This is a genomic window from Ruegeria sp. CDSC042 (assembly GCF_059610745.1).
The window spans coordinates 32052-52188 of sequence record NZ_JBXWOF010000005.1 but is presented as its reverse complement, the minus strand read 5'-3'; the positions used below and the strand labels follow the sequence as shown (position 1 = coordinate 52188).

Genomic DNA, 20137 nt, shown 5'->3' with positions numbered 1-20137 from the left:
GGTACCTCAGTCTTTGGAACGTGGGAAAAGTCCGCGGGGGCGAACGAGAAGGACAACGACAAATGCGATATGTCCGGACAGAATTTGCCATTCGGGGTTGATGGAAGCGCCCAAAGCCTGAGCGACACCGATAATCACCCCACCAGCCAAAGTGCCCCAAAGCGAGCCAAGCCCACCAATGATCACCGCCTCAAATGCGTAAAGAAGGCGTGCGGGGCCAATGCTGGGATCGAAATTGGCGCGAATGCCAAGATACAAGGCTGCAATCGTGGCAACTACCATCGCAATACCTGTAGCGACTGCAAAGACGTTATTGGGGCGGATCCCCATCAGACCTACGGTCTCGCGGTCGTCCGAAGTGGCTCGGAATGCACGCCCAAGCTTGGTTCTGTAGAAGATCTGGTTCAGCGCAAAGATAACAACAACAGCGGATACAAAGGTCAGCAAAGGCATCACCCCAACGGTGACCGGCCCCAGCGCCAAAGACTGTGCCTCGATGGGCCCGGCTGTCAGTTTCTGACTATCCGCTGTGAATATTTCCAGCAAACCATTCTGAATCACCACAGACAGGCCGAAAGTCACGAGCAAGGGAGGCAGGATATCATCCCCAAGCACACGGTTCAGCAAATAGGTTTGCAGCCCCCACCCCACAGCAAACATGATGGGAAACGCGAGGATCACCGCGACAAACGGGCCGAGATTCAGAGCCGTGCCGATGGACAAAATGACAAATGCTGCCAGTACAATCAGATCACCATGTGCCAAGTTGACAAGGCGCATAACGCCAAACACCAGGCTAAGCCCGGCAGCGAACAGAGCATATAGGCCACCAAGCAAAATGCCCTGAATGAGTGTGTCGACTAAGATCATGCGCTTACCCCGAAATACGCGTTGTGAATCTCTTCTCGCGACAACTCGTCGGGCGTGCCCTGTAACGTCACGCGACCTTCCATCATGCAAAACACCCGGTCTGCAACTCTCATCGCTTGCCCAATATCTTGCTCAACGACGACAACAGAGGCTCCGCGCTCTTTGATCGTCGGGAACGAAGCATAGATTTCTTTGATGACAACAGGTGCAAGCCCAAGGCTGAGTTCGTCACAGAGCAAAAGATCCGGGTTTGACATCAACGCCCGACCAATCGCTACCATTTGCTGCTGACCACCGGATAATGCGGTACCCGGATGATCCCGGCGGTCCTTCAGTGCAGGAACGACTTCGTAAACACTCTCAAGGTTCCAGACCCCATTTCCGGTTCTGGTATGTGCCCCGATCAGAAGGTTTTCTTCCACCGTGAGAGAGGGAAACAACCGTCGCCCTTCCGGGACCATGGAAATCCCCCGCTCCAGCACCTCTGGTGCAGAGAGGTCACCAATGCTCTCACCCCGAAGTTTGATTGCGTCCGGTTTGTTCTTCAATAGACCCGTGATGGCACGCATCAGTGTGGATTTTCCTGCACCGTTCGCACCGATGATGGCAATCGTTTCGCCCTGCTTGATGTCGATATCGACACCAAACAGGGCCTGGAAATCACTGTAGTGAGCCGTAAGTCCGTGAGTGGATAATAGTGGCTCAGTCATACTTCAATCCCCAGATAGATTTCTCGGACCGCAGGGGCGTTCATGACCTCGTCAACCCCTCCGACCATGAGATTCTTACCGAAATTCAACACCATAAGACGATCGACAACCGAGTTGAGAGCATGCAGCACATGTTCAATCCAGATGATTGACGTACCCTGACTGTGGATGTTCTTGATCGTCTTGATCAGATCGACACACTCACCGTCGGTTAGACCTCCGGCAATTTCATCCAACAAGATCAGCTTGGGAGAGGTCGCCATAGCCCGCGCCAATTCCAGGCGCTTGCGCTGCAACAGTGATAGACCACCCGCCAGATCGCGTGCGCATGATTCAAGACCGGTTTCAGACAATATGGACATGCAAAATGTCCCTGCCTCGTATCCCCGATGTTCTCCTCCGAACTGGGCAGCAACCATCAAGTTTTCGTAGACACTTAAATGCGCAAAAGGTTGTGGAATTTGGAACGACCGCCCGACCCCGGCATGAACTCTTTCCATGGGTGTCCGCTGAGTAACGTCCACACCCTCAAGAAAGACCTGCCCTTCATCCGGTTTGATGTTCCCGGCAATCAGATTGAACAGGGTCGACTTCCCTGCCCCGTTGGGCCCGATAATTCCCAGAGCTTCCCCTGCCTGAACGTCCAGAGACACATCGTCCGTAACCTTCAAAGCCCCAAACGATTTAGATACTGATTTGAGTGTCAGGATAGACATTCGAATCTCCGAACAAAAGGAATTGGCACCGGGCCCGATTGGCCCGATGCTCAAAGGCGCTAGTTGAGGGTTTCGAGCGTACCGTCGAGCGGGATCTCGGGCGCGTTGCTGTTCTCAACGATCAGAAGTTCGAAATCACCACTGTCCTGGCGGCGCCACTGGCCACCGACCAGGGGTGTCTTGGCCACGTTTTTCTGCGCAAATGGTGGCAGGTTGTCTTTGCCCCAACCGATATGGCCAACCACTGTTTCCAGATCGGTGCTGGCAATCGCTTCAGCCAATGCATCTCCGTCTGTTGGGTCTTCGGTGCGCTGAATTGCGCTGGCCGCAACTTCGAAAAGGGCGTGTGTAAAGCCGACGGGTTGCGTCCATTTGCGCTTAGCCGCTGTTTCGAAACCGGCGGCCAGCTCAGCACTGGTTTCACCAGTCAGTGACGATTTGAAGGGGAACGAAGGTGTCCAGTAGACTTCGCAGGTCAAGTTGTTCCCGAGATCGCCAAGTTGCTGAACGCTTTCGGGGAACAACAATGCCTTGGCGATCGAAGCCATCTTTGGATTATAGCCCTGCTGTTTCGCCTGAGTCCAAAACGTGGTGAAATCCGGAGGGATCGGAATGCCCGTAAAAATTTCCGCGTTCGCATTTTTATAAGCGTTGATCTGCGCGCTGAAATCATCGGTCAGGTTTTGGTACCGACCCGGATCGATCAGCTGATATCCTGCAGCCGCTGCAGCCGGTGGCATGCCAACATCACTTGCCCAGGCGTTCCCGTCCCCATCATTGGGCCACAGCGCCCCTAGTACCTTGTTGCTTTCAATGCTGTTCCACATGTTCAGGAACACGGACACGTTGTCTTCCAGCCCCCAGAAGAAGTGGTAGACATAGTCGAATTCCTGCCAGCTGGACGGATCACCCGGATTGCCTTGCTGACCGATGAACCACGGCTGCCACGGAGCCACAGAAGAAATCACCGGGATTTCTTCGGCTTCTGCAATGGTGCAGACAGGGTTTGTAGTTTCAGGTGTCGATGCGACACAGATCAGATTGACCTCATCGCGGACAATCAATTCGCGCGCAACTTCGGCCGCACGGTTGGGATTGGATTGGCTGTCCTTGACGATCACTTCAACATTCAGACCGCTTGCGGCACTGTTCTTGATGAACTGTTCGATGACATAGTTGTCAGCCTCGGAAAATGCGCTGAGCGGGCCGGACTGCGGGCTGACATATCCAATCTTAACCGTTCCGTTCTGGGCCAGGGCTGGCATCGCCAAGGCGGTGGCCCCGGCGGCTGCGCCTGTTTTCAGAAGTGTGCGTCGTGTCAGCATGTTGGTTTCCTCCCTGATGCATTTGACGGTATTTCAGGCTGTTACTCTGGTCGGCGACCTTCAAAGGCCTGCTGCAGCAATTCCCTGATCGCCTGACGTTCTATTGGGCGTGGATTCCAATAAGGATTCTGGGTCGCAATCTCGGTCGCGAGGTCCAGATCGACTGCTTGGACATTCAAATCGCGCAGTGCCAGCGGGGCATTCAGAGATTTCGCAAAATCCCACAATCCTCCGCCAATAGAACCACCGAACAGATCGGCGATCGGTTGCATCTCATCAACCACAGCAGGCGCGTTATATGCGGCTGAGTGTGGCAACATGATCGCGTGCGTTTCCGCATGCGGCAGATCAAATGTCCCGCCCAGTGTGTGGCAAATCTTGTGGTGCAGAGCCATGCCCACAGTCCCCAGGACCGCGCCACAAAGCCAGGCACCATACAGTGCTTCGCTGCGTGCTTCGATGTTTTTTGGGTTCTCCACAATGCCGGGCAGAGCGTCTCGTAGCGCGCGAACACCTTCCGCTGCCATAAGCGAGGTCACCGGGTTGCGGTTTTCAGCGTAAACAGCCTCGACCGCATGCGCCATCGCATTCAGCCCCGACGTTACGCTCATGCCTACGGGCAGACCCACGGTCAATTCGGGATCATAAATCACAACTTCGGGCAGGATCTTGGCGTGACGGATAGTTGTCTTCAGTCCATTTTCAGTCTGCCCGAGGATCGGCGTGACCTCTGATCCCGCGTAAGTGGTTGCAATCACGACCTGAGGGGTGTCATTGCGATAGGCGATTGCCTTGCCGAGGCCGATAGTGGACCCTCCGCCCAAGGCAATAACACAGTCAGCATTCGCTGCTTCATAGGCAGCCATGGCTTTCTCAGTAACATCCACAGGCGTATGCATGGCCGCCTGTGAGAACACCCCAACGGCAAGTGAGCCCAGATCCGCAGCCAGTTTTTCAGCGTCATTCGCCTGAAATGGCGTCGACAAAACCAGTGCCCGGCTACAGCCCAAGCTGCTAACTTCTGCCGCGACATTGGTCGATGCTCCCAGCCCGAATACGATCCGCGCTGGATTTGCGTTGTAGGTAAACCCTGAAAACATGGCGCCCAACCTCACTCAGCGGCTACGGCAACGGCCGTATCCAGGTGCAATGCTGACATGACCTTGTCAAAACGAGATTGGAGATTTTCCGGTGTGTTGGCAGTAATAGCCACGTAAAAATCAGGACGCACCAAGACATATTTCGCGTCGATGTCTTCCAACCAGGCCTTATAAGTCCCTTCGGTGTCGACAACATCATGCTGACCGCCTGGTGCACCAATCTGAACGCCGAAGCCTTCCAATTTTCCTAGTTGCTCACGCTGGGTTTCAGTCAATGCTGCAATCGGGTCCGCCTGATAACCGATCAGAACCCAACCCCGACCAACAGCCTGGTCAAAGCGACCGTTGTTTCCATTGTATTTGACAACGCCTTGCACAGAAAGTTCACCGGCATGAGCGCTTTCATCACACCAGACACCCTCGCCCAGATGGCAGATATCTGTCGGTACCGGCTGATTGTTCCGATGTTTTAGATCGGCGATCATACGCGCGTCGCGGTCAATCGCTTCCTTCTCATCACTGATACAGATGATGCTGCCCAGCTCCTGGCTGAAGTTGATGTAGTGTTTGGCGTGCTCAATGCGTTCTGACGAGTAGCTTTCCAGCACCTCAATCCCGGTCTTACCCTCAAGAATGGCATTCAGACGCCAGCCCATCGCCACTGCATCGCGCAAACCAGCGCACATCCCTTCGCCAGCAAAAGGCGGCATCAGGTGTGCAGCGTCGCCGCCGATGAGGCACCGGCCGCTATGCCATTTCTTGGCCCAGCGGGCCTGAAAGCGATAAACTGCAGCGCGTTCCAATTCAGAGTTTTCCGGGGTCAGCCCCCAAGGCTTCAACAACCTCCAGGCATTTTCCTCTTTCTGAACTTCCTCCACTGACTCACCAGGGAGAACCATGAATTCCCAACGCCGGCGATCCGGGCCACCTTCGACAGGGCCAGGCCCGCCTGGCACAATCGTTGTTGGGCGCTTTGGATCGCACAGCTGCCACTGCGCCGGATCTTCCGGGCGTGAGGCGCAATAGTCGAACTTCGGGACCATATCCAGGATGAGCCAATCGAAGAAGTAACCCTTGTCTTCGTTCTCGATACCCAAGCTTTCGCGCACGAAACTGTTCGCGCCATCGGTTCCAACGGCGAATTTTGCGCGAATGACTTTGCGTTCTCCGTCGGGCCCAAATTCTTCGGGGTTTTGCTTAAGCGACAGCGACACGCCAGTGCTATCCTGATCCAGAGCAACGCCGTCCCAACCGCGCAAGATTGTTACGTCGGGGATTTCACCGGCAATCTTCAGCAAGCGCTTTTCAAGCAGCGGCTGGTTGAACCAGTAACGCACGCGCCAGCCGCTGGCTGATTGGCTCTGCCAGTCAACAATCTGCAGGTTCTGACCATCCCGGTTGCGCCAGTAATACAACTCATCATGACAGTTGATCGCTGAATCGGTTTCGGAATCGATTCCAAGGGACGCCAGAATGCGGGCAATCTCGTGGTCGTATGTAACCGCACGCGGCAGGCCGTAATGCGTGGACCACCGCTCAACCAGAGTGACCTTCTTCCCCTTCTGGCCCAGCAGAATGGCCAGCATGGTGCCAACCGGACCAGCACCTACAATTGCAACATCAGTATCGAAATCACTGTTGGTCGCGGGATGGGTCATCTTTGTCTCCTCCTAAGCCCTTAGCCGTTCAACCAGAGCCCTTAAACGGGCTGGAACGGCCAAAAAGTTACCTCTTCTTGACGCTAGATCGTTTTCGAATACTCGTCAAGTTTGGATACTATTCGCTATTGGAGGCCACTCTTTCCAGTGAAGGTGAGAAATATTATTGTTTGTTTATCGTAAGTTATGATCGCATTCCGGCGTTTTAGGGTGAGATCCAAAAATACGACAGAAGCAATCCATAGGCTTCAACTTTCCCAATGGTTGTGAAAGAAGTTGTGGCAAAATTCAAAATTGAATATGATTCGATTATTGTCAGGCGGAACTCAAAATGAGCGAAATGATCCCCGTTAAGGAGGGCCGAGTTGCAAAGCGTCAGCGTCGAAATAAACAGGCGCTGATTGGGGCTGCTCGTGAAATCATGTCCGAGCGCGGCGTCGATGCCGCAACCATGTTGGAGATTGCCGAAAAGGCAGATGTCGGCGCTGGCACAGTCTATAGCTATTTCAAATCGAAAGACGAATTGGCAATCGCCGTTTTGGAAACCCTGATGCATGATCTGGCGTTGAGGATCGAAGAGGTCACGGACACGTTCGACGACCCCGCCCAGGTCTACGCCTTTGGTATTAGAACCGTGCTCGATACAGCAACAGGCGACACGCACTGGAAACAGCTTTTGCACAGATCTGAGGTCATATCAGACACGATGTTCCGGATGATGGGTCCCTTCGCCATTCGCGACTTGAGGCGGGCCTCACAGGCCGGTCGATTTCAGGTCTCTGATGCCGAGCTGGTCTGGAGGTTGACCACACATGCCCTGATTGGTGCCGCCCTTGCGATAACCAATGACAATGTCCCTCACAGCAGCAAAAGCCAAATCATCACCCAACTTTTGTGCATGACGGGAATTGGCAAGAATGCAGCGGTTGAGCTGGCTGCGCGTCCACGTCCGGAAATCAGTGGTCAATAGCACCTACGCTTCAACGCCTACTGCCCAAGCATGAGGTTCGGCAGCCACAAGGTCAACGCAGGGAAGAACACGACCAGGGCCAGCAAGACAGCCAATGCGATTAGGAACACTCCGGCTTCACGCACGACCTGACCAACTCTGGCACCAGACTGGGCCGCGGTTACGAACAGCAAAATGCCAACCGGTGGAGTAACCAGACCAATCGCACCGGCCAGGACCATCACAAGTCCAAACTGAACTATATCCACCCCTGTCATGATCGCTGTGGGTGCCACAATCGGGGCCACAACGATTGTGATGATCACCGGGTCCAGTACCGTCCCCAGAATCAGCATAAAAACCGCCACAAGCGCCAAAAACATTGTCGGAGTGGGCTGAATCCCATTCACCATTGAAACGAATTGCGCCCCAACCCCCATGCGTGCGGTGATCCAGATGAATGCACCGGACACACTGACGATGATCAGGACCTTGGCGCTGTCAATCGCCGCATCCCCAAGCGCCGCACAAAAGCTGCGCAGCGTCGTCTCGCGATAAATGAGAAGTGAGACAATTATCGAATACAGTACGGCAATCGAACCAATTTCTGAAACAGTTGCGAAGCCAGATACCATCCCTCCAATGACGACAACTGGCAGGATCAGCGCAAGGATACTGCGCCGCAATGCGACCCAAACCGCACGCCAGCCCTGCCAACGCTGAGCGGGATATCCGCGCTTGATCGAAACGACGATCGATACGCCCAAAAGGAAAATCCCCATGAGAATCCCGGGCAAAATCGCAGCCACGAAAAGTCGCGTGATATCTGCACCCGTAAACAGCGCAAAAACGACCATCGGAATTGAGGGGGGAATGACAATTCCGATGGTCGCAGAGGCTGTAGTCACCGCCGCCGCGTAGGCAGGGCTATACCCATCGCGTTTCATTGCGGGGATCATTACTGATCCAACTGCGGCGACATCAGCTATGGCAGAGCCTGAGATACCGGCGAAAATCATGCTCGACCCGATATTGGCATGGCTCAATCCACCCCGGATATGCGCCAACAGAGTCCGGGCGAGATCCAGCAATCGCGCACTCATGCCTCCGGCGTTCATGATCGTGCCAACAGCCATGAAGTAGACCAGCGCCGTAAAGGCGGAATTGTCGAGGCCCTGAACCAATCCCTGCACCACGACCGAGGGGCGCATGATCGGTGCATAGACAAACGCAAAAGCTACGACCGAAAGTGCCATCGCATAAAACACCGGAAACCGTAGCAGCATCAGGACAATCATTACGGCTACGGTAAACGCAGTCTCTAACACGGCTTCAGTCCTTTTGAACGAGTGCCGTGATACTGACCAAGATCAGTAAAAACGACCCCACCATCACTGGAAAGAACTTCTGGTTTGCATGCGCGTCAGGTATTGATGTCAGATCAATCTGCGCATAGCGGGCCGCAGCCTCAGACGCGTGATACAACAGGAATCCACCGCTCACCGCCATGGAAAGCTGTAAAACAATTTGCCCTACCCTGCGCAGGGACCGGATGTTTGGCACAGGTATGAAATCGACGGATATATGCGAACGTTTCATCCACAACAGAGGGGCGCCCAGCCAAGCCAGCCACATCAACCCGATTGTTGAAACATCTCTTGCCCAAGGCAACCCCAGCGCAAAAAAGTAGCGCAGAGTGACCTGCGTAGACTCCAGCAACACCAACCCGACCAAAAGCCCCCCCAGCACAGCCCGCAAAAACCATGTGAGGGAGGTGTCGATCTGTTTAGACCAATCAACGACGTGCAACATGAACCTCAGAGACCTTTGATCTGGTCGTACAACCCTGCGGGCCACATCTCTCCGTCAAGTTTTTCGATGACTGGAGCTATGGCCTCCTGAAAGGCCTCAATATCCGGCGTCGAAATCGTGACACCACGCTCCGCCGCAAGCGCCTGAGCGGCCTCCATCCGGGCTTCTCCGGCCGCGTTTATAGTCGCAGAAGTGACAGTTGCGGCTTCGGTCACCCAACCCTTTTGCTCCTCTGTAAGTGTGTCCCACTTTCCACCTGACATCCAAAGCCCCATGCCGGCATGGACGGTATTGATTGGCGCGTAATAGGGACTGGCCTCATCATAGCCCGCGTCAAGGTAGTCTACGAGACCTTGATCTTGACCATCTACCGTTCCGGTTTTTAAAGCGATCATAAGTTCGGGCGACGGGATCGGTGTCGGCACCGCACCAAACGCTTCGTAGGTCGCTACGATGGCCGGGTGCATTGCCACACGCACCCTTTGGCCCGAAAGGTCTTCGGGTTTGACAACTTTAATATCACGGGTGGAAACGGCACGTGGATAGCGATCGCCAACATACCCGACATAATGAATTCCGGTCGCAGTGTCAGCGCGGTCCATCATGGCCTTGAACAGCTCGCTTTCTGTAAACCGATGTAGATGCGCTTGATCTTCAAACAGATAAGGCGCGAAGAGTACTGAAAAGTCCGACGCTTCCTTCATGAAGCTGACGCCGACAAGTTCAAACAGATGCAGATCCAGATCACCGGCCCGCAGTTGAGCCCAGTGATCCGGAATACCCCCCATTGCGCCGCCGCCAACAATATCCACGGCAACCGTTCCGCCGGATAGGGTGTCCAGTGACTCGGCAAAAATCTCGGCGCTTTCCTGAAACACCGAATTTGTTGGTGCGGTATGACCTAACAAAAGTGTGACATCTGCTGTATATGCAGCACCTGCGCTTAACGTCAGTGATGCAATAGTACCGTTCATCAATCTCGTAAGCATTCCCATGAGTTTTCCCCTCCGTATTCGGTTTCAAACAACCCTGAATTAATCCAATCGGCATCTCTCTAAACTGGACAGCCATTGGCGCGGTTGTTTCCGGGGCCGATCTCAGAATTCACATTGAGCGCATCAGAGATGTGGCAAGCCTTGCAAGCTGACGGCACATCGATAGCGTTGTTCTGCATTTCGAACCTATTAGCCAAAACGGCCCCCAATTCGGCTAACGATTGTAGCCTAATGTCGTAGAAAACATTGTGTGAAATACATAATTTTTGCCCCATTAATATCCTATAGGATATGTTTCAGAAAACTACTAAGAGGTTGCCGCAATGGAAATCCCGAGACAGCTCCCAAACCTAGTGAGCGAGGACAAGGCACTCAATCTAACCTGAGGAATCCGCCTTAGGTCGGTCATCCTGGCCAGGATGACGCATCGCGCTTGTCAAAAAAGATGCAAAACTTCGGTTTTTGTGCAGACTAGAAAAGAAACCGAAGGGAGAATGCGCATGTGCCAGGTATTTGCCGGTCAAGACCCGGAACGTTATGCGAGCGCAACGCGGCGCATTCGTATTAATGGCCAAAGCACGAGCATCAGACTCGAAAATGCATTTTGGCAAGTCATTGATACGATTGCGGATAATGACGGGATGACGACACCGGTTTTCATCTCGAAGCTGCATAGCGAAGTTCTGGAGCTTCGCGGAGAACCCGTTAATTTTACGTCGCTTTTACGTTGTGCCTGTTTGAAATTCATGGAGATTTCTACCCATGATGAACAGCCAGCGGTAGCCGCGGAATAACCTCGGAGTTCTTAGAATATAAATTCTGCAGGGTAGTAAGCCTATACTACCTGCCTAGCCAATGATGGTCTGTAGACTGCTTCTGTCACAACAGAAGGGGGAAGCGGGCTTTGGCAAAAGCAATACACTCGATGATACGTGTTCTGAACGAGGCACGATCCGTCAGCTTCTACGGCACAGCATTCGGCCTCAAAGTTGCCGATCGTCTTGATTTCGAGAATTTTACGCTCGTTTATCTCAGCAACCCTGAAAGCAGTTTCGAGCTGGAACTGACCATCAACAAAGGCCAGACCGAAGCCTATGGGCTGGGAAATGGCTACGGCCATTTTGCGGTGTCTGTCGACAACCTTGATGAAGAACATGCGCGGTTCGAACGCGAAGGGTTATCTCCACGTAAGCTCGTCGAGTTTGCCCCGGACGGCAGACTTGTCGGCCGCTTCTTCTTTGTCACCGACCCGGATGGCTATGAGATTGAAGTTCTCGAACGGTCTGGTCGCTTTCAGTAAAATCAAAGGGAGGAAAAGATGGAGAGTTTAAAACGCCGGAAGGGGCTGACACGTCGACAGCTTTTGTCTAATGCGACAGCAATAGGCGCGTCCTTCGTCGTCGGTGCAACATTCATCGCCGCACCAAACGCAGCCTGGGCCGTCGAAACGTCAGTTCTAAAGCCCGAGACATTTGCAACGCTGGTTCAGATGGCACGCGATATCTACCCGCACGACAAAGTGGGTGACGAATTCTACGTGATCGCGGTCAAAGGATATGACACCGACGAAGCCGCAGCATCTGTCGAGGCCGGTATTGACGCCCTGAACGCGGCTGCACAGGGCAAGGGATATGACAGCTACCTGGGCACCGGCTGGGAACGAGATCGCGTCGATATTCTGCGCAGCATGGAAGATAGCCCGTTTTTCCAGACAGTTCGCGGTGGTCTTGTGACCGGTCTTTACAACCAAAAAGCCGTTTGGCCAATTTTTGGGTATGAGGGCTCCTCTTTCGAGTTCGGGGGATACATCGACCGAGGCTTCAACGACATCAACTGGCTTTAAAGGGAGAGATGGCACCATGACGGCACCTTTTGATCTCACCGACGACAGCGTTGTTGTCGTAATTGGAACCGGCGCTGGCGGCGGCGTTCTGTCAAACGAATTGGCGCAGAAAGGCATTAGTGTTGTCGCGCTCGAAGCTGGCGGGCGATACCTGCCAGAAGATTATGTAAATGACGAATGGGAAAGTTTCGGCCAGCTTGCCTGGGTCGACCCTCGAACGACATCGGGTGACTGGCGTGTTGCAAAGGATTTTTCTGGCCTGCCTGCCTGGATCGTCAAGGCCGTTGGCGGCACCACAACGCATTGGGCCGGAGCGTCGCTGCGCTTTCAGGACCACGAGTGGAAGGCCGCGACGACCTATGGTGACGTTCAGGGTGCAAACCTATTGGACTGGCCCATCGACCCGCGCGAGATGGATGATTACTATACCAAAGCCGAAAACAAACTGGGTGTGACCCGAACCGGAGATCGTGCCGGCTTGCCGGGAAACAACAACTATCTCGTCTTCGAAAAAGGCGCAAAGGCGCTTGGGTATGAGCAGGTTAATACCGGTCGTATGGCAATCAACTCTGCCGAAACCGAAGATCGCTTGGCCTGCCAACAAACCGGGTTTTGTTTTCAAGGATGTAAGTGGGGTGCGAAATGGTCCGCAGCGTACACTGATATCCCAGCAGGCGAGGCCACCGGCAACTTAGAGGTGCGCGAAAACTCCCATGTCGCACGCATCCTGCACAATGATGAAGGCAAAGTCACCGGCGTCGAATACTTCGACAAAGATGGCAATCTTCAGATGCAACAGGCCCGTGTAGTTTGTGTTGCGGGCAACTCGTTCGAAAGCCCGAGAATGCTTTTGAACTCTGCCTCTTCGATGTTCCCTGACGGTTTGGCAAACAGCTCTGGCCAGGTTGGGCGGAACTATATGCGTCACATGACCGGTTCGGTCTATGCTGTCTTCGATCAACCCGTGAAAATGTGGCGCGGCACCACGATGGCAGGGATCATCCAAGATGAATCACGTCATGATCCAAGTCGCGGTTTTGTCGGCGGTTATGAACTTGAAACTCTGGCTCTTGGGTTACCATTCATGGCGGCCTTCTTGGATCCGGGCGCTTGGGGGCGTGAATTCACATCAGCTTTGGATTCATACGAGAATATGGCCGGTATGTGGATTGTTGGCGAAGACATGCCACAAGAAACAAACCGCGTTACGCTCAACCACGAAGTGAAAGACCAGCATGGACTGCCAGTCGTGAATGTACATTTCGATGATCACCCAAATGACATTGCAATGCGCAATCACGCCTATGCGCAAGGCGCTGCTGTCTATGAAGCGGTTGGTGCGACACGGGTCTTCCCGACGCCACCTTACCCCTCCACCCATAACCTCGGGACAAATCGAATGTCCGAGAATCCGCGGGACGGCGTGGTGAATAAATGGGGCCAGACCCATGACATTTCCAACCTCTTCATCTCGGATGGTTCGCAGTTCACAACCGGCGCTGCCGAGAACCCGACACTGACCATTGTGGCTCTTGCCATCCGTCAAGCCGACCACCTTGCCGAACAAATGTCAGCGGGTAACCTCTGAAACTTTATTTGCGTGCCCGGGCAATCCGGGCACCAAAACATCATATTTGGATCGCATTATTTCAGCGTGAATCCGCTGGATTTTGAAGATACAAGAAAAACTATGCCAGAGCCCATGTTTTAAGGGCATTTCATCGTTGTATTCGGTGCTCAGCCTAGACTCAGAAGGCTGAAATTGCTAGTTTAAGATACATAATAAAAAGCCAAAATAGCACGCGGACAAACATATCGCTTTTTGTCACGGTTGTTGCCCCGTTGTTTTTTTGGCGAACCGAACAAACAGGGAACTGCGAGATTAGGCATGGTTGATATTTTCTCGAAAAAAGACGGCCCGCGCCGTGAAGACCAAGACGCAAGGCGCCTTCTGCAAGGGAACGGCGCAACCATTCGTCGACTAGCAGATCAAATCAGCGGCGGCGGATACTCTCGCTCCCGCGCTGCCATGGCAAACGCCAAGAAAGAACCAGAGCCTGAGGGCCTGAACATCCATGTCTATGGCGGTCCATCTGCGCCCTCGGAACTAAATCCCGTCGTTCGCATCAGTACAAATGAACGTGTTTTTGTTATGGATGCGAACTCTGGTAAACAAATGGAGTTCCTAGGACAAATACGCGTAAATGATGGCGTAAAGTTCTTTGCTCTGGCGACCAAAGAAAATGGGTTTGTATCTCCACTCCCCGATGAAGTCACAGAGGTTTTGAGCGACCTGAACAACATCGTAATCGAGTCTGATGAAATAAAGGAAAAGCTCGCAGATGTCATAACACGTCGTCTCGAACTTTGAGGCCATCCCAGAAGTAGCCGTTTTTTGAACCGCCTATCTATTAGAGGTGGTGTCAGTGAAAGAAAAACATGCGAAACAGATCCTCCACCTTCCCCAAAACCCCCCTCACGCAAGTCAGCAACGACAGCGACCAAAGAGCGACAATGAACGCTTGGGAAGCTTTCGTCGACACTGGGCGAAAGTCCGAAGAAGTCGAGAAAACCGTAAGGCGGGAAATCCTGGACTCGTGGACGAGGTGCACAGATTTAGGCATCAACGCACTGACGCCGGCGGGCACACCGCAAAAAATTGGCGACGAACGCGTAGACGAATTGAAGCGGAAAAACGCTTCTTTATGCCGTGCTGCGCGCTCGGCTTTTCTGCGGCTTGGCCCCCATTTGTCAGAGTCCGGTGCTGTCCTTCTTTTGACCGACCGAAACGGAACAATAATCGATGCCATTGGCGATGATAAAACCCTGGACGAAGGGCGTGATATCCAACTGGAAGTAGGCGGTGTCTGGGACGAAAATGTCATTGGCACAAACGGTATCGGCACAGCTTTGCGCACAGGAAAACCAACCTATGTGCACGCGTCAGAACACTTCTGTCAGGGCATCAAATCCTGGACCTGTGCCGGTGTTCCGATCTTTGATCCGCTTGACCGGCAAGTCTTAGGGGTCGTCGATCTGTCGGGACCACTGGATATTTTTCGCCCCCATAATTTAGCGCTGGTTGTGGCCGCCGCAAAAGAAATTGAAATCGCTCTGGCAGAACAACAAAGGGAAGAACGAACCAATTTGCTTGAGGCATTTATCGATTTGCAAAAGCCGCGCAGCACAGACGACACTGTCGTCTTGCTGGATTCAACCGGCCGGATCGTTTTCAGTCGAAATACCGAGGTTGAACCTATTCTGAAAACTGGCGGCCTACCGATCGGAAAACAGCTTTTGTCCTGGACGCCAGATATGACGGACGGGGATTTGGTCGCAGCATTACCATCTTCACTGAGCGGTATTGAGATAGATATTCTTAAGTCCGGAACGCAGATTCAAGGCGCGGCACTAATACTTCCAGAGAAAAGAACATCCCCGACACCTACACGATCCACTGGGATCACCATTCGGCCACGGCATGGCGTTGAAGAAGACGAGATCCAAATTCTCGGCGAATGTCCTAAGATGTTGGAAGCTATCGAATTCGCCCACCGGGCCGCAAAGGCAAACGTCACGGTTCTTGTTCAGGGCGAAACCGGCGTTGGAAAAGAACTGTTCGCCCGTCTCATCCACAGCCATCACGCCGATAAAAAAGCCCCCTTCATTGCCGTCAACTGTGCAGCGATTTCGGGTGAACTTATCGGGGGTGAACTGTTCGGCCATGTTGCCGGGGCCTTTACAGGTGCCTTACGTGAAGGTCGGCCCGGAAAGTTTGAGCTGGCAAATGGCGGTGTCCTTTGCCTGGACGAAGTTGGTGATATGCCACCCGAGCTGCAAACATATCTGCTGCGCACGCTAGAGCAGAGGGCGCTTTATCGAATTGGCTGTGACAAACGCCGTCCGATTGACGTTCAACTGGTGGCGGTGACAAACAGAAACCTTCGGCAGGACATCGAAGCCGGCCGGTTCCGCAGGGATCTTTTCTATCGAATTGGCACCATAGTCATCGATGTACCTCCACTGCGTGAACGTGGGCGGGACATCGTCTTGCTGACTGAACATTTCAATCAAAAACTGTCAGCGAATTTTGATCGTGAACCGCTGCAATTTGATCAAGATGCCATGGCCGCTCTTCAAAGCTATCATTGGCCTGGAAATGTCCGTGAATTGCGCAACATAGTCGAACGGCTTTGCCTGTTGCACGGTACCGCAAGGGTATCTTTCGCCGATCTACCCGAAGAGATTTCCAGCCCCGAACCAAGCGACAGCATGTTTGGGAATACACCCCGGAATGTATCCACCAATTTCAATCTGCATGGAATTGAATCCGAAGCCATCCAACGTGCCATTGAGCAGGAAAATGGGAACCTGACGAAGGTGGCTCAATCACTCGGAATTTCGCGCCCAACTTTGTACCGGAAGATAAACCTGTACGGTCTTGGCCGCGGGAAATAATAGATGCGGCGACAGATCAAATCTGCCGCCGCATTTAGGGACCGATTTTCCATGGGGAGACGGACAGAACAGGTTCCCTAATTAGGCTGTTATTCGCGACTCTAAGGAACGATGACAGCGCGTCCCGTGAACTTGCGATTTTTAAAATCGTCAATCGCTTGATTGATGGCATCAAGCGAATACTCAGTCTGGTGCATCTTCACCAACCCATCGGCATTCAGCTCCATCAACTCTACAAGTTCGGTATAGTCTCCAACCAGGCTACCGCCAATTTTGATCTCATTGACTACCAGGTCGACAGTCGGGATCTCGATCTTACCACCATAACCCACAACGATCAGTTCGCCGCCTTGCCGCAAAAGCTTCCAGCAAATGTTCTCGACGCCAAGCTCGCCGACAAAGTCGATGACAACATGGCTACCACCGCCAGTGACATCCATGACTTGTTCAATCAGATCCGGACCACCATCAAGAACAATGTCGGCGCCGAGTTCCTTGGCCAGAACCTGCGCGCCTGGCTCACGGTCAACTGCGATAACTCGGGCGCCGCACAGGTTCTTCAAACACTGAATCGCAATATGCCCTAGGCCACCAACGCCCAGAACAGTGACATATGCGCCTGGGTAAACCAGTTCGGCCGCACGCTTTGCAGCGCGATATGCAGTAATGCCCGCATCAGCCATAGGGGCAACTTCCAACGGAGTCACATTGGTGTTCAACTTGATCAATGAGCTCTCGTTTGTAACGAAATACTCTGCAAATCCGCCGTCCAGACCGAGGCCGGGAAACAAGCCATGATCACAATACATATCGTGGCCATACCGACAGTTTAAACAGATCCCGCAACTGCGATGTGGATGGCAAATCACCGCATCACCGGGTTTGACAGAGGTCACGTTGCTGCCAACATCTTCCACCCAACCGGCATTCTCATGGCCCATAATGTAAGGCAAAAGGCTGCCTTCGACATCCATGATATCTTTCCAGACGCCTTCAATGATGTGCAAATCAGTACGGCACAAACCTGCGGCACCGACTTTCACAATCACCTCATCCGGAGAATTTACCGTTGGGGCAGCGACCTCTTCGATCTTTAGCTGAACATTCATGGCCGGATCGTAATCATACAAGCGTGCGGCTTTCATGTTTCATTCCTTTTCTTAACTTATTTTCGGGTCTTCAAAAGCGATAGGTTACGGGCGGCCCAACAATTCGGCACCGCCACCCAGGGCCGGGCCTTCGGTCGGATCGGCTTCACCTTCTGACAGGTCACCGACCAGTGTTTCAGTGGTCAGGATCAGCGTTGCGACTGATGTCGCATTGACCAAGGCACTGGCAGTGACACGAACGGGATCGATTATTCCTGCTTCAAACATGTCTCGGAACTCGCCCTTTGACGCATCAAAACCGTGCCCTCTTGGACCGGCCGTAATGGATGCAATCACTGCATTCGGATCCGCGCCGGCGTTGCTGGCGATCCGTTCGACTGGACGGGTCAGAACCGAGCGAACCAATTCAACACCTTTGCTGACATCGCCGTCATTCGCCGAAACAATGCCTTCCAGGACCGAGCCAATCTGAGCAAGCGCCGTTCCACCACCTGCGACGACCCCATCTTCAGAGGCCGCGCGAACCGCACAGAGGGAGTCCTCGATCAACTGAATTTTGCGCTTTTGTTCAACAGGTGTGAAACCACCGGCATAGATAACAGCAGTTCCGCCGGATAGTTTGGACACACGCTCACGCAACTTGTCCTGCTCAATATTCGGCGGAGCGGCGTCATGCTGGCGCTGCACCTGCGCGCGTCGAGCGCGCACAGCAGCCGGGTCACCGTCACCCTTCAGTATGCTGGTCAGAGAGGATGTAACCCGCGCCTTTTGAGCACCACCTAGTTGTGCCAACGTGACGTTTTCGATCTTTTTGCCAAGGTCACGCGCAAGCACTTCACCGCCGGTCATGATCGCAAGATCATCCATCATCGCGGCGCGCCAGTGACCATACTCGGGAGGGTGCACAATCAGGTATTTGCCCGCACCGTTATTGTCCATCAACGAGATCACGACTTCTGGCGCAATTTCTTCAGCGATCACCAACAAAGGTCGTTTCTGTTCGTCGGCAATGCGTCTTGCATTATCCAGAATCTCAGGACGCAGGATTTTTTGATCCGTCATCAAAATCAGCGGATTCTCTAGGACCGCTTCCATGTTTTCACGGTCCGTCACCATATGATGTGAGATATAGCCCCGCTCGAAGGACATACCCTCAACCACCTCAAGCGTTGTGTCGATCGTCACCCCGAAATCGGCAGTGATTACACCCTCTTTCCCTACACGTTTGAAAGCTTCGGCAACCAACGATCCCAGTTCAGGTTCTGTTGCGGACACCCGCGCGACGGATTCCAGATAGCTGGGGTTGTCGTCGCAGGATCGCGATGCCTCATCCAGCGCGTTGATGATTTTGTGTACAGCCAGCTCTATGCCTTTGCACAAATCCACGGGTTTGACACCCTCGGCAGTCAATTCGACGCCTTTCTGGATCAACGCATTGGCCAGAACTATTGCAGTGGTCGTACCGTCGCCCGCGACTTCATTGGTCTGCATCGACACTTCACGGACCACTTGGGCACCCATGTTTTCAAACCGGTCGGACAACTCAATTTCGGATGCGATGGATACACCGTCCCGGGTCACCAAAGGGGTGCCAACGGGCCGGTCAATCATCGCGTTCAGCCCCTTGGGACCAAGGGTCGGCTCCACTGCCGCGGCCAGTTTGGAAACACCCTTGGCGAGCGCCCGCCGTGCTGTTCCGTTGTGTATCAGTAGTTTTGCCATGACTTCTCCCTTCCATCGGCTTAGAACCGATAGCTTCTTATGTTGACGGTTATGCGTGAAACGTTTTTAGCTGCGGGCTTCAGAAACTCTTGGTGGCACCCGGTTCTGAATGAAATCGATCAATGTCGGTCCATCTTCACCAATTTCAACCTCCTTGTACCGTGTTGATTGAAGCCCCCGACAAAGCGCGCCGTTGAACTCCATGTTGATGCGAACACCCCTGAGCTTACCCAGGTAGTCGCGCAATCCAGCCGCTGTTAGACGGTCACCTTCCCAACTGACAAAAGCCGGATCTTCTGCTGATTTTGCCAAGTTTTGGGACAGCAGCAATTCGCGGTAACGCGGTTTCTGCTTGGATTCCTCACCGCCGGAAAACTCGATGGCGTCAAATTCTGAAAGTGTCATGTTGACGATCTTGGGCCCCGAAAAACCTTTGGCTTCCAACCCAAGCAATACGGTTTCCTGACGGCGTATAAATGCCTTCTCCAGAAATTTCGCACGGATTGAATTGAGATCATCACCATTACAATATTCAGCGAACACTTCGGTGAAGTCTTTCTCACCGTTAACGCCGTCATTCACTCGATCTGCAAAACAGTGATCATTCAGGGTGACTCTCACCTTACGAACCCAACTCAGCTTGCCAAGCTCATGGCGAATATCAAACGCCATGAGAAAAGCAAAATTTGGAGAGCACCAATAGGTCGGGAGCCGAAATTCGACCTCTACAAGTTTTGAATCGATGTTCACATCAACAAGTTCGACAAATCCCATATCGGTGATCGGTTCGTCCAACTCAGGATCCGTGACCAGATCGAGACGTTGCCAAATCTCCAACTCCAGCTCATCTTTGTGCATCTCCAAAAACAT

The 20137-nt window shown here is 53.2% G+C and carries 19 protein-coding genes; 7 read left to right on the top strand and 12 right to left on the bottom strand.

All coding sequences use genetic code 11. From position 1 onward, the window contains the following. Positions 1–6: 6 nt before the first annotated feature. Genes AC2FHX_RS12025 through mhpA form a run of 6 tightly spaced genes read right to left on the bottom strand, consistent with a single transcriptional unit; the run spans position 7 to position 6379 of the window. Entirely contained in the window at positions 7–870 is an 864-nt protein-coding gene (locus AC2FHX_RS12025) for a branched-chain amino acid ABC transporter permease (RefSeq protein ID WP_496702028.1), read from the bottom strand. Beyond that, positions 867–1580 carry an ABC transporter ATP-binding protein gene (locus AC2FHX_RS12020; RefSeq protein ID WP_496702030.1) on the bottom strand — a complete coding sequence of 238 codons (714 nt, stop codon included), beginning with the start codon at positions 1578–1580 and terminating at the stop codon, positions 867–869. The genes AC2FHX_RS12025 and AC2FHX_RS12020 overlap by 4 nt, the downstream gene beginning before the upstream one ends. Continuing rightward, positions 1577–2296 carry an ABC transporter ATP-binding protein gene (locus AC2FHX_RS12015; protein ID WP_496702032.1) on the bottom strand — a complete coding sequence of 240 codons (720 nt, stop codon included), beginning with the start codon at positions 2294–2296 and terminating at the stop codon, positions 1577–1579. The genes AC2FHX_RS12020 and AC2FHX_RS12015 overlap by 4 nt, the downstream gene beginning before the upstream one ends. A gap of 59 nt (positions 2297–2355) precedes the next feature. Then, positions 2356–3621, bottom strand: coding sequence for an ABC transporter substrate-binding protein (locus tag AC2FHX_RS12010; protein WP_496702034.1), 1266 nt, complete (start codon positions 3619–3621; stop codon positions 2356–2358). 41 nt (positions 3622–3662) lie between these two features. Continuing rightward, positions 3663–4736 carry a maleylacetate reductase gene (locus AC2FHX_RS12005; RefSeq protein WP_496702036.1) on the bottom strand — a complete coding sequence of 358 codons (1074 nt, stop codon included), beginning with the start codon at positions 4734–4736 and terminating at the stop codon, positions 3663–3665. After that, positions 4733–6379: a bifunctional 3-(3-hydroxy-phenyl)propionate/3-hydroxycinnamic acid hydroxylase MhpA gene (mhpA, locus tag AC2FHX_RS12000; protein WP_496702038.1), complete on the bottom strand. Its 1647-nt coding sequence runs from the start codon at positions 6377–6379 to the stop codon at positions 4733–4735. Before mhpA ends, AC2FHX_RS12005 begins: the two co-directional genes overlap by 4 nt. A 331-nt stretch (positions 6380–6710) precedes the next feature. On the opposite strand from mhpA, the gene AC2FHX_RS11995 reads away from it, so the two are divergent. Further along, positions 6711–7349, top strand: coding sequence for a TetR/AcrR family transcriptional regulator (locus AC2FHX_RS11995; RefSeq protein WP_496702039.1), 639 nt, complete (start codon positions 6711–6713; stop codon positions 7347–7349). A 17-nt stretch (positions 7350–7366) separates the two neighbouring features. Here AC2FHX_RS11995 and AC2FHX_RS11990 read toward each other — a convergent pair whose 3' ends face one another. Genes AC2FHX_RS11990 through AC2FHX_RS11980 form a run of 3 tightly spaced genes read right to left on the bottom strand, consistent with a single transcriptional unit; the run spans position 7367 to position 10135 of the window. Further along, complete coding sequence (locus tag AC2FHX_RS11990; RefSeq protein ID WP_496702041.1) at positions 7367–8656, bottom strand: TRAP transporter large permease; 1290 nt, start codon at positions 8654–8656, stop codon at positions 7367–7369. A gap of 4 nt (positions 8657–8660) precedes the next feature. Further along, positions 8661–9140, bottom strand: coding sequence for a TRAP transporter small permease (locus AC2FHX_RS11985; protein ID WP_496702043.1), 480 nt, complete (start codon positions 9138–9140; stop codon positions 8661–8663). 5 nt (positions 9141–9145) lie between these two features. Continuing rightward, positions 9146–10135, bottom strand: a complete 990-nt coding sequence (locus AC2FHX_RS11980; RefSeq protein ID WP_496702045.1) for a TRAP transporter substrate-binding protein — start codon at positions 10133–10135, stop codon at positions 9146–9148. A 500-nt stretch (positions 10136–10635) separates the two neighbouring features. Between AC2FHX_RS11980 and AC2FHX_RS11975 the strand changes: the two genes are divergently transcribed. The 6 genes from AC2FHX_RS11975 to AC2FHX_RS11950 all read left to right on the top strand — a co-directional run bounded on the left by AC2FHX_RS11975 (position 10636) and on the right by AC2FHX_RS11950 (position 16436). Further along, the gene (locus AC2FHX_RS11975) at positions 10636–10929 is read left to right on the top strand and encodes a ribbon-helix-helix domain-containing protein (RefSeq protein ID WP_496697140.1); all 294 of its coding nucleotides are present in this window, start codon (positions 10636–10638) and stop codon (positions 10927–10929) included. 110 nt (positions 10930–11039) lie between these two features. Next, entirely contained in the window at positions 11040–11435 is a 396-nt protein-coding gene (locus AC2FHX_RS11970; RefSeq protein ID WP_496702046.1) for a VOC family protein, read from the top strand. Positions 11436–11453: 18 nt separating this feature from the next. Next, entirely contained in the window at positions 11454–11978 is a 525-nt protein-coding gene (locus AC2FHX_RS11965; RefSeq protein WP_496702048.1) for a twin-arginine translocation signal domain-containing protein, read from the top strand. 16 nt (positions 11979–11994) lie between these two features. Beyond that, on the top strand, positions 11995–13566 hold the full coding sequence (locus AC2FHX_RS11960) for a GMC family oxidoreductase (RefSeq protein ID WP_496702050.1): 1572 nt from the start codon (positions 11995–11997) through the stop codon (positions 13564–13566). Between the two features lie 300 nt (positions 13567–13866). After that, positions 13867–14349: a hypothetical protein gene (locus AC2FHX_RS11955; protein WP_496702052.1), complete on the top strand. Its 483-nt coding sequence runs from the start codon at positions 13867–13869 to the stop codon at positions 14347–14349. A 143-nt stretch (positions 14350–14492) separates the two neighbouring features. Next, on the top strand, positions 14493–16436 hold the full coding sequence (locus AC2FHX_RS11950; protein WP_496697150.1) for a sigma-54-dependent Fis family transcriptional regulator: 1944 nt from the start codon (positions 14493–14495) through the stop codon (positions 16434–16436). A 101-nt stretch (positions 16437–16537) separates the two neighbouring features. Here the strand turns inward: AC2FHX_RS11950 and AC2FHX_RS11945 are convergent, their stop codons facing one another. The 3 genes from AC2FHX_RS11945 to AC2FHX_RS11935 form a co-directional block, all read right to left on the bottom strand. Further along, positions 16538–17581: an NAD(P)-dependent alcohol dehydrogenase gene (locus AC2FHX_RS11945; protein WP_496702054.1), complete on the bottom strand. Its 1044-nt coding sequence runs from the start codon at positions 17579–17581 to the stop codon at positions 16538–16540. Between the two features lie 48 nt (positions 17582–17629). Then, entirely contained in the window at positions 17630–19267 is a 1638-nt protein-coding gene (locus AC2FHX_RS11940; protein ID WP_496702055.1) for a molecular chaperone GroEL, read from the bottom strand. A gap of 66 nt (positions 19268–19333) precedes the next feature. Then, a complete protein-coding gene (locus AC2FHX_RS11935; RefSeq protein WP_496702057.1) occupies positions 19334–20137 on the bottom strand; it encodes an iron-sulfur cluster assembly protein in 804 nt (267 codons plus the stop codon).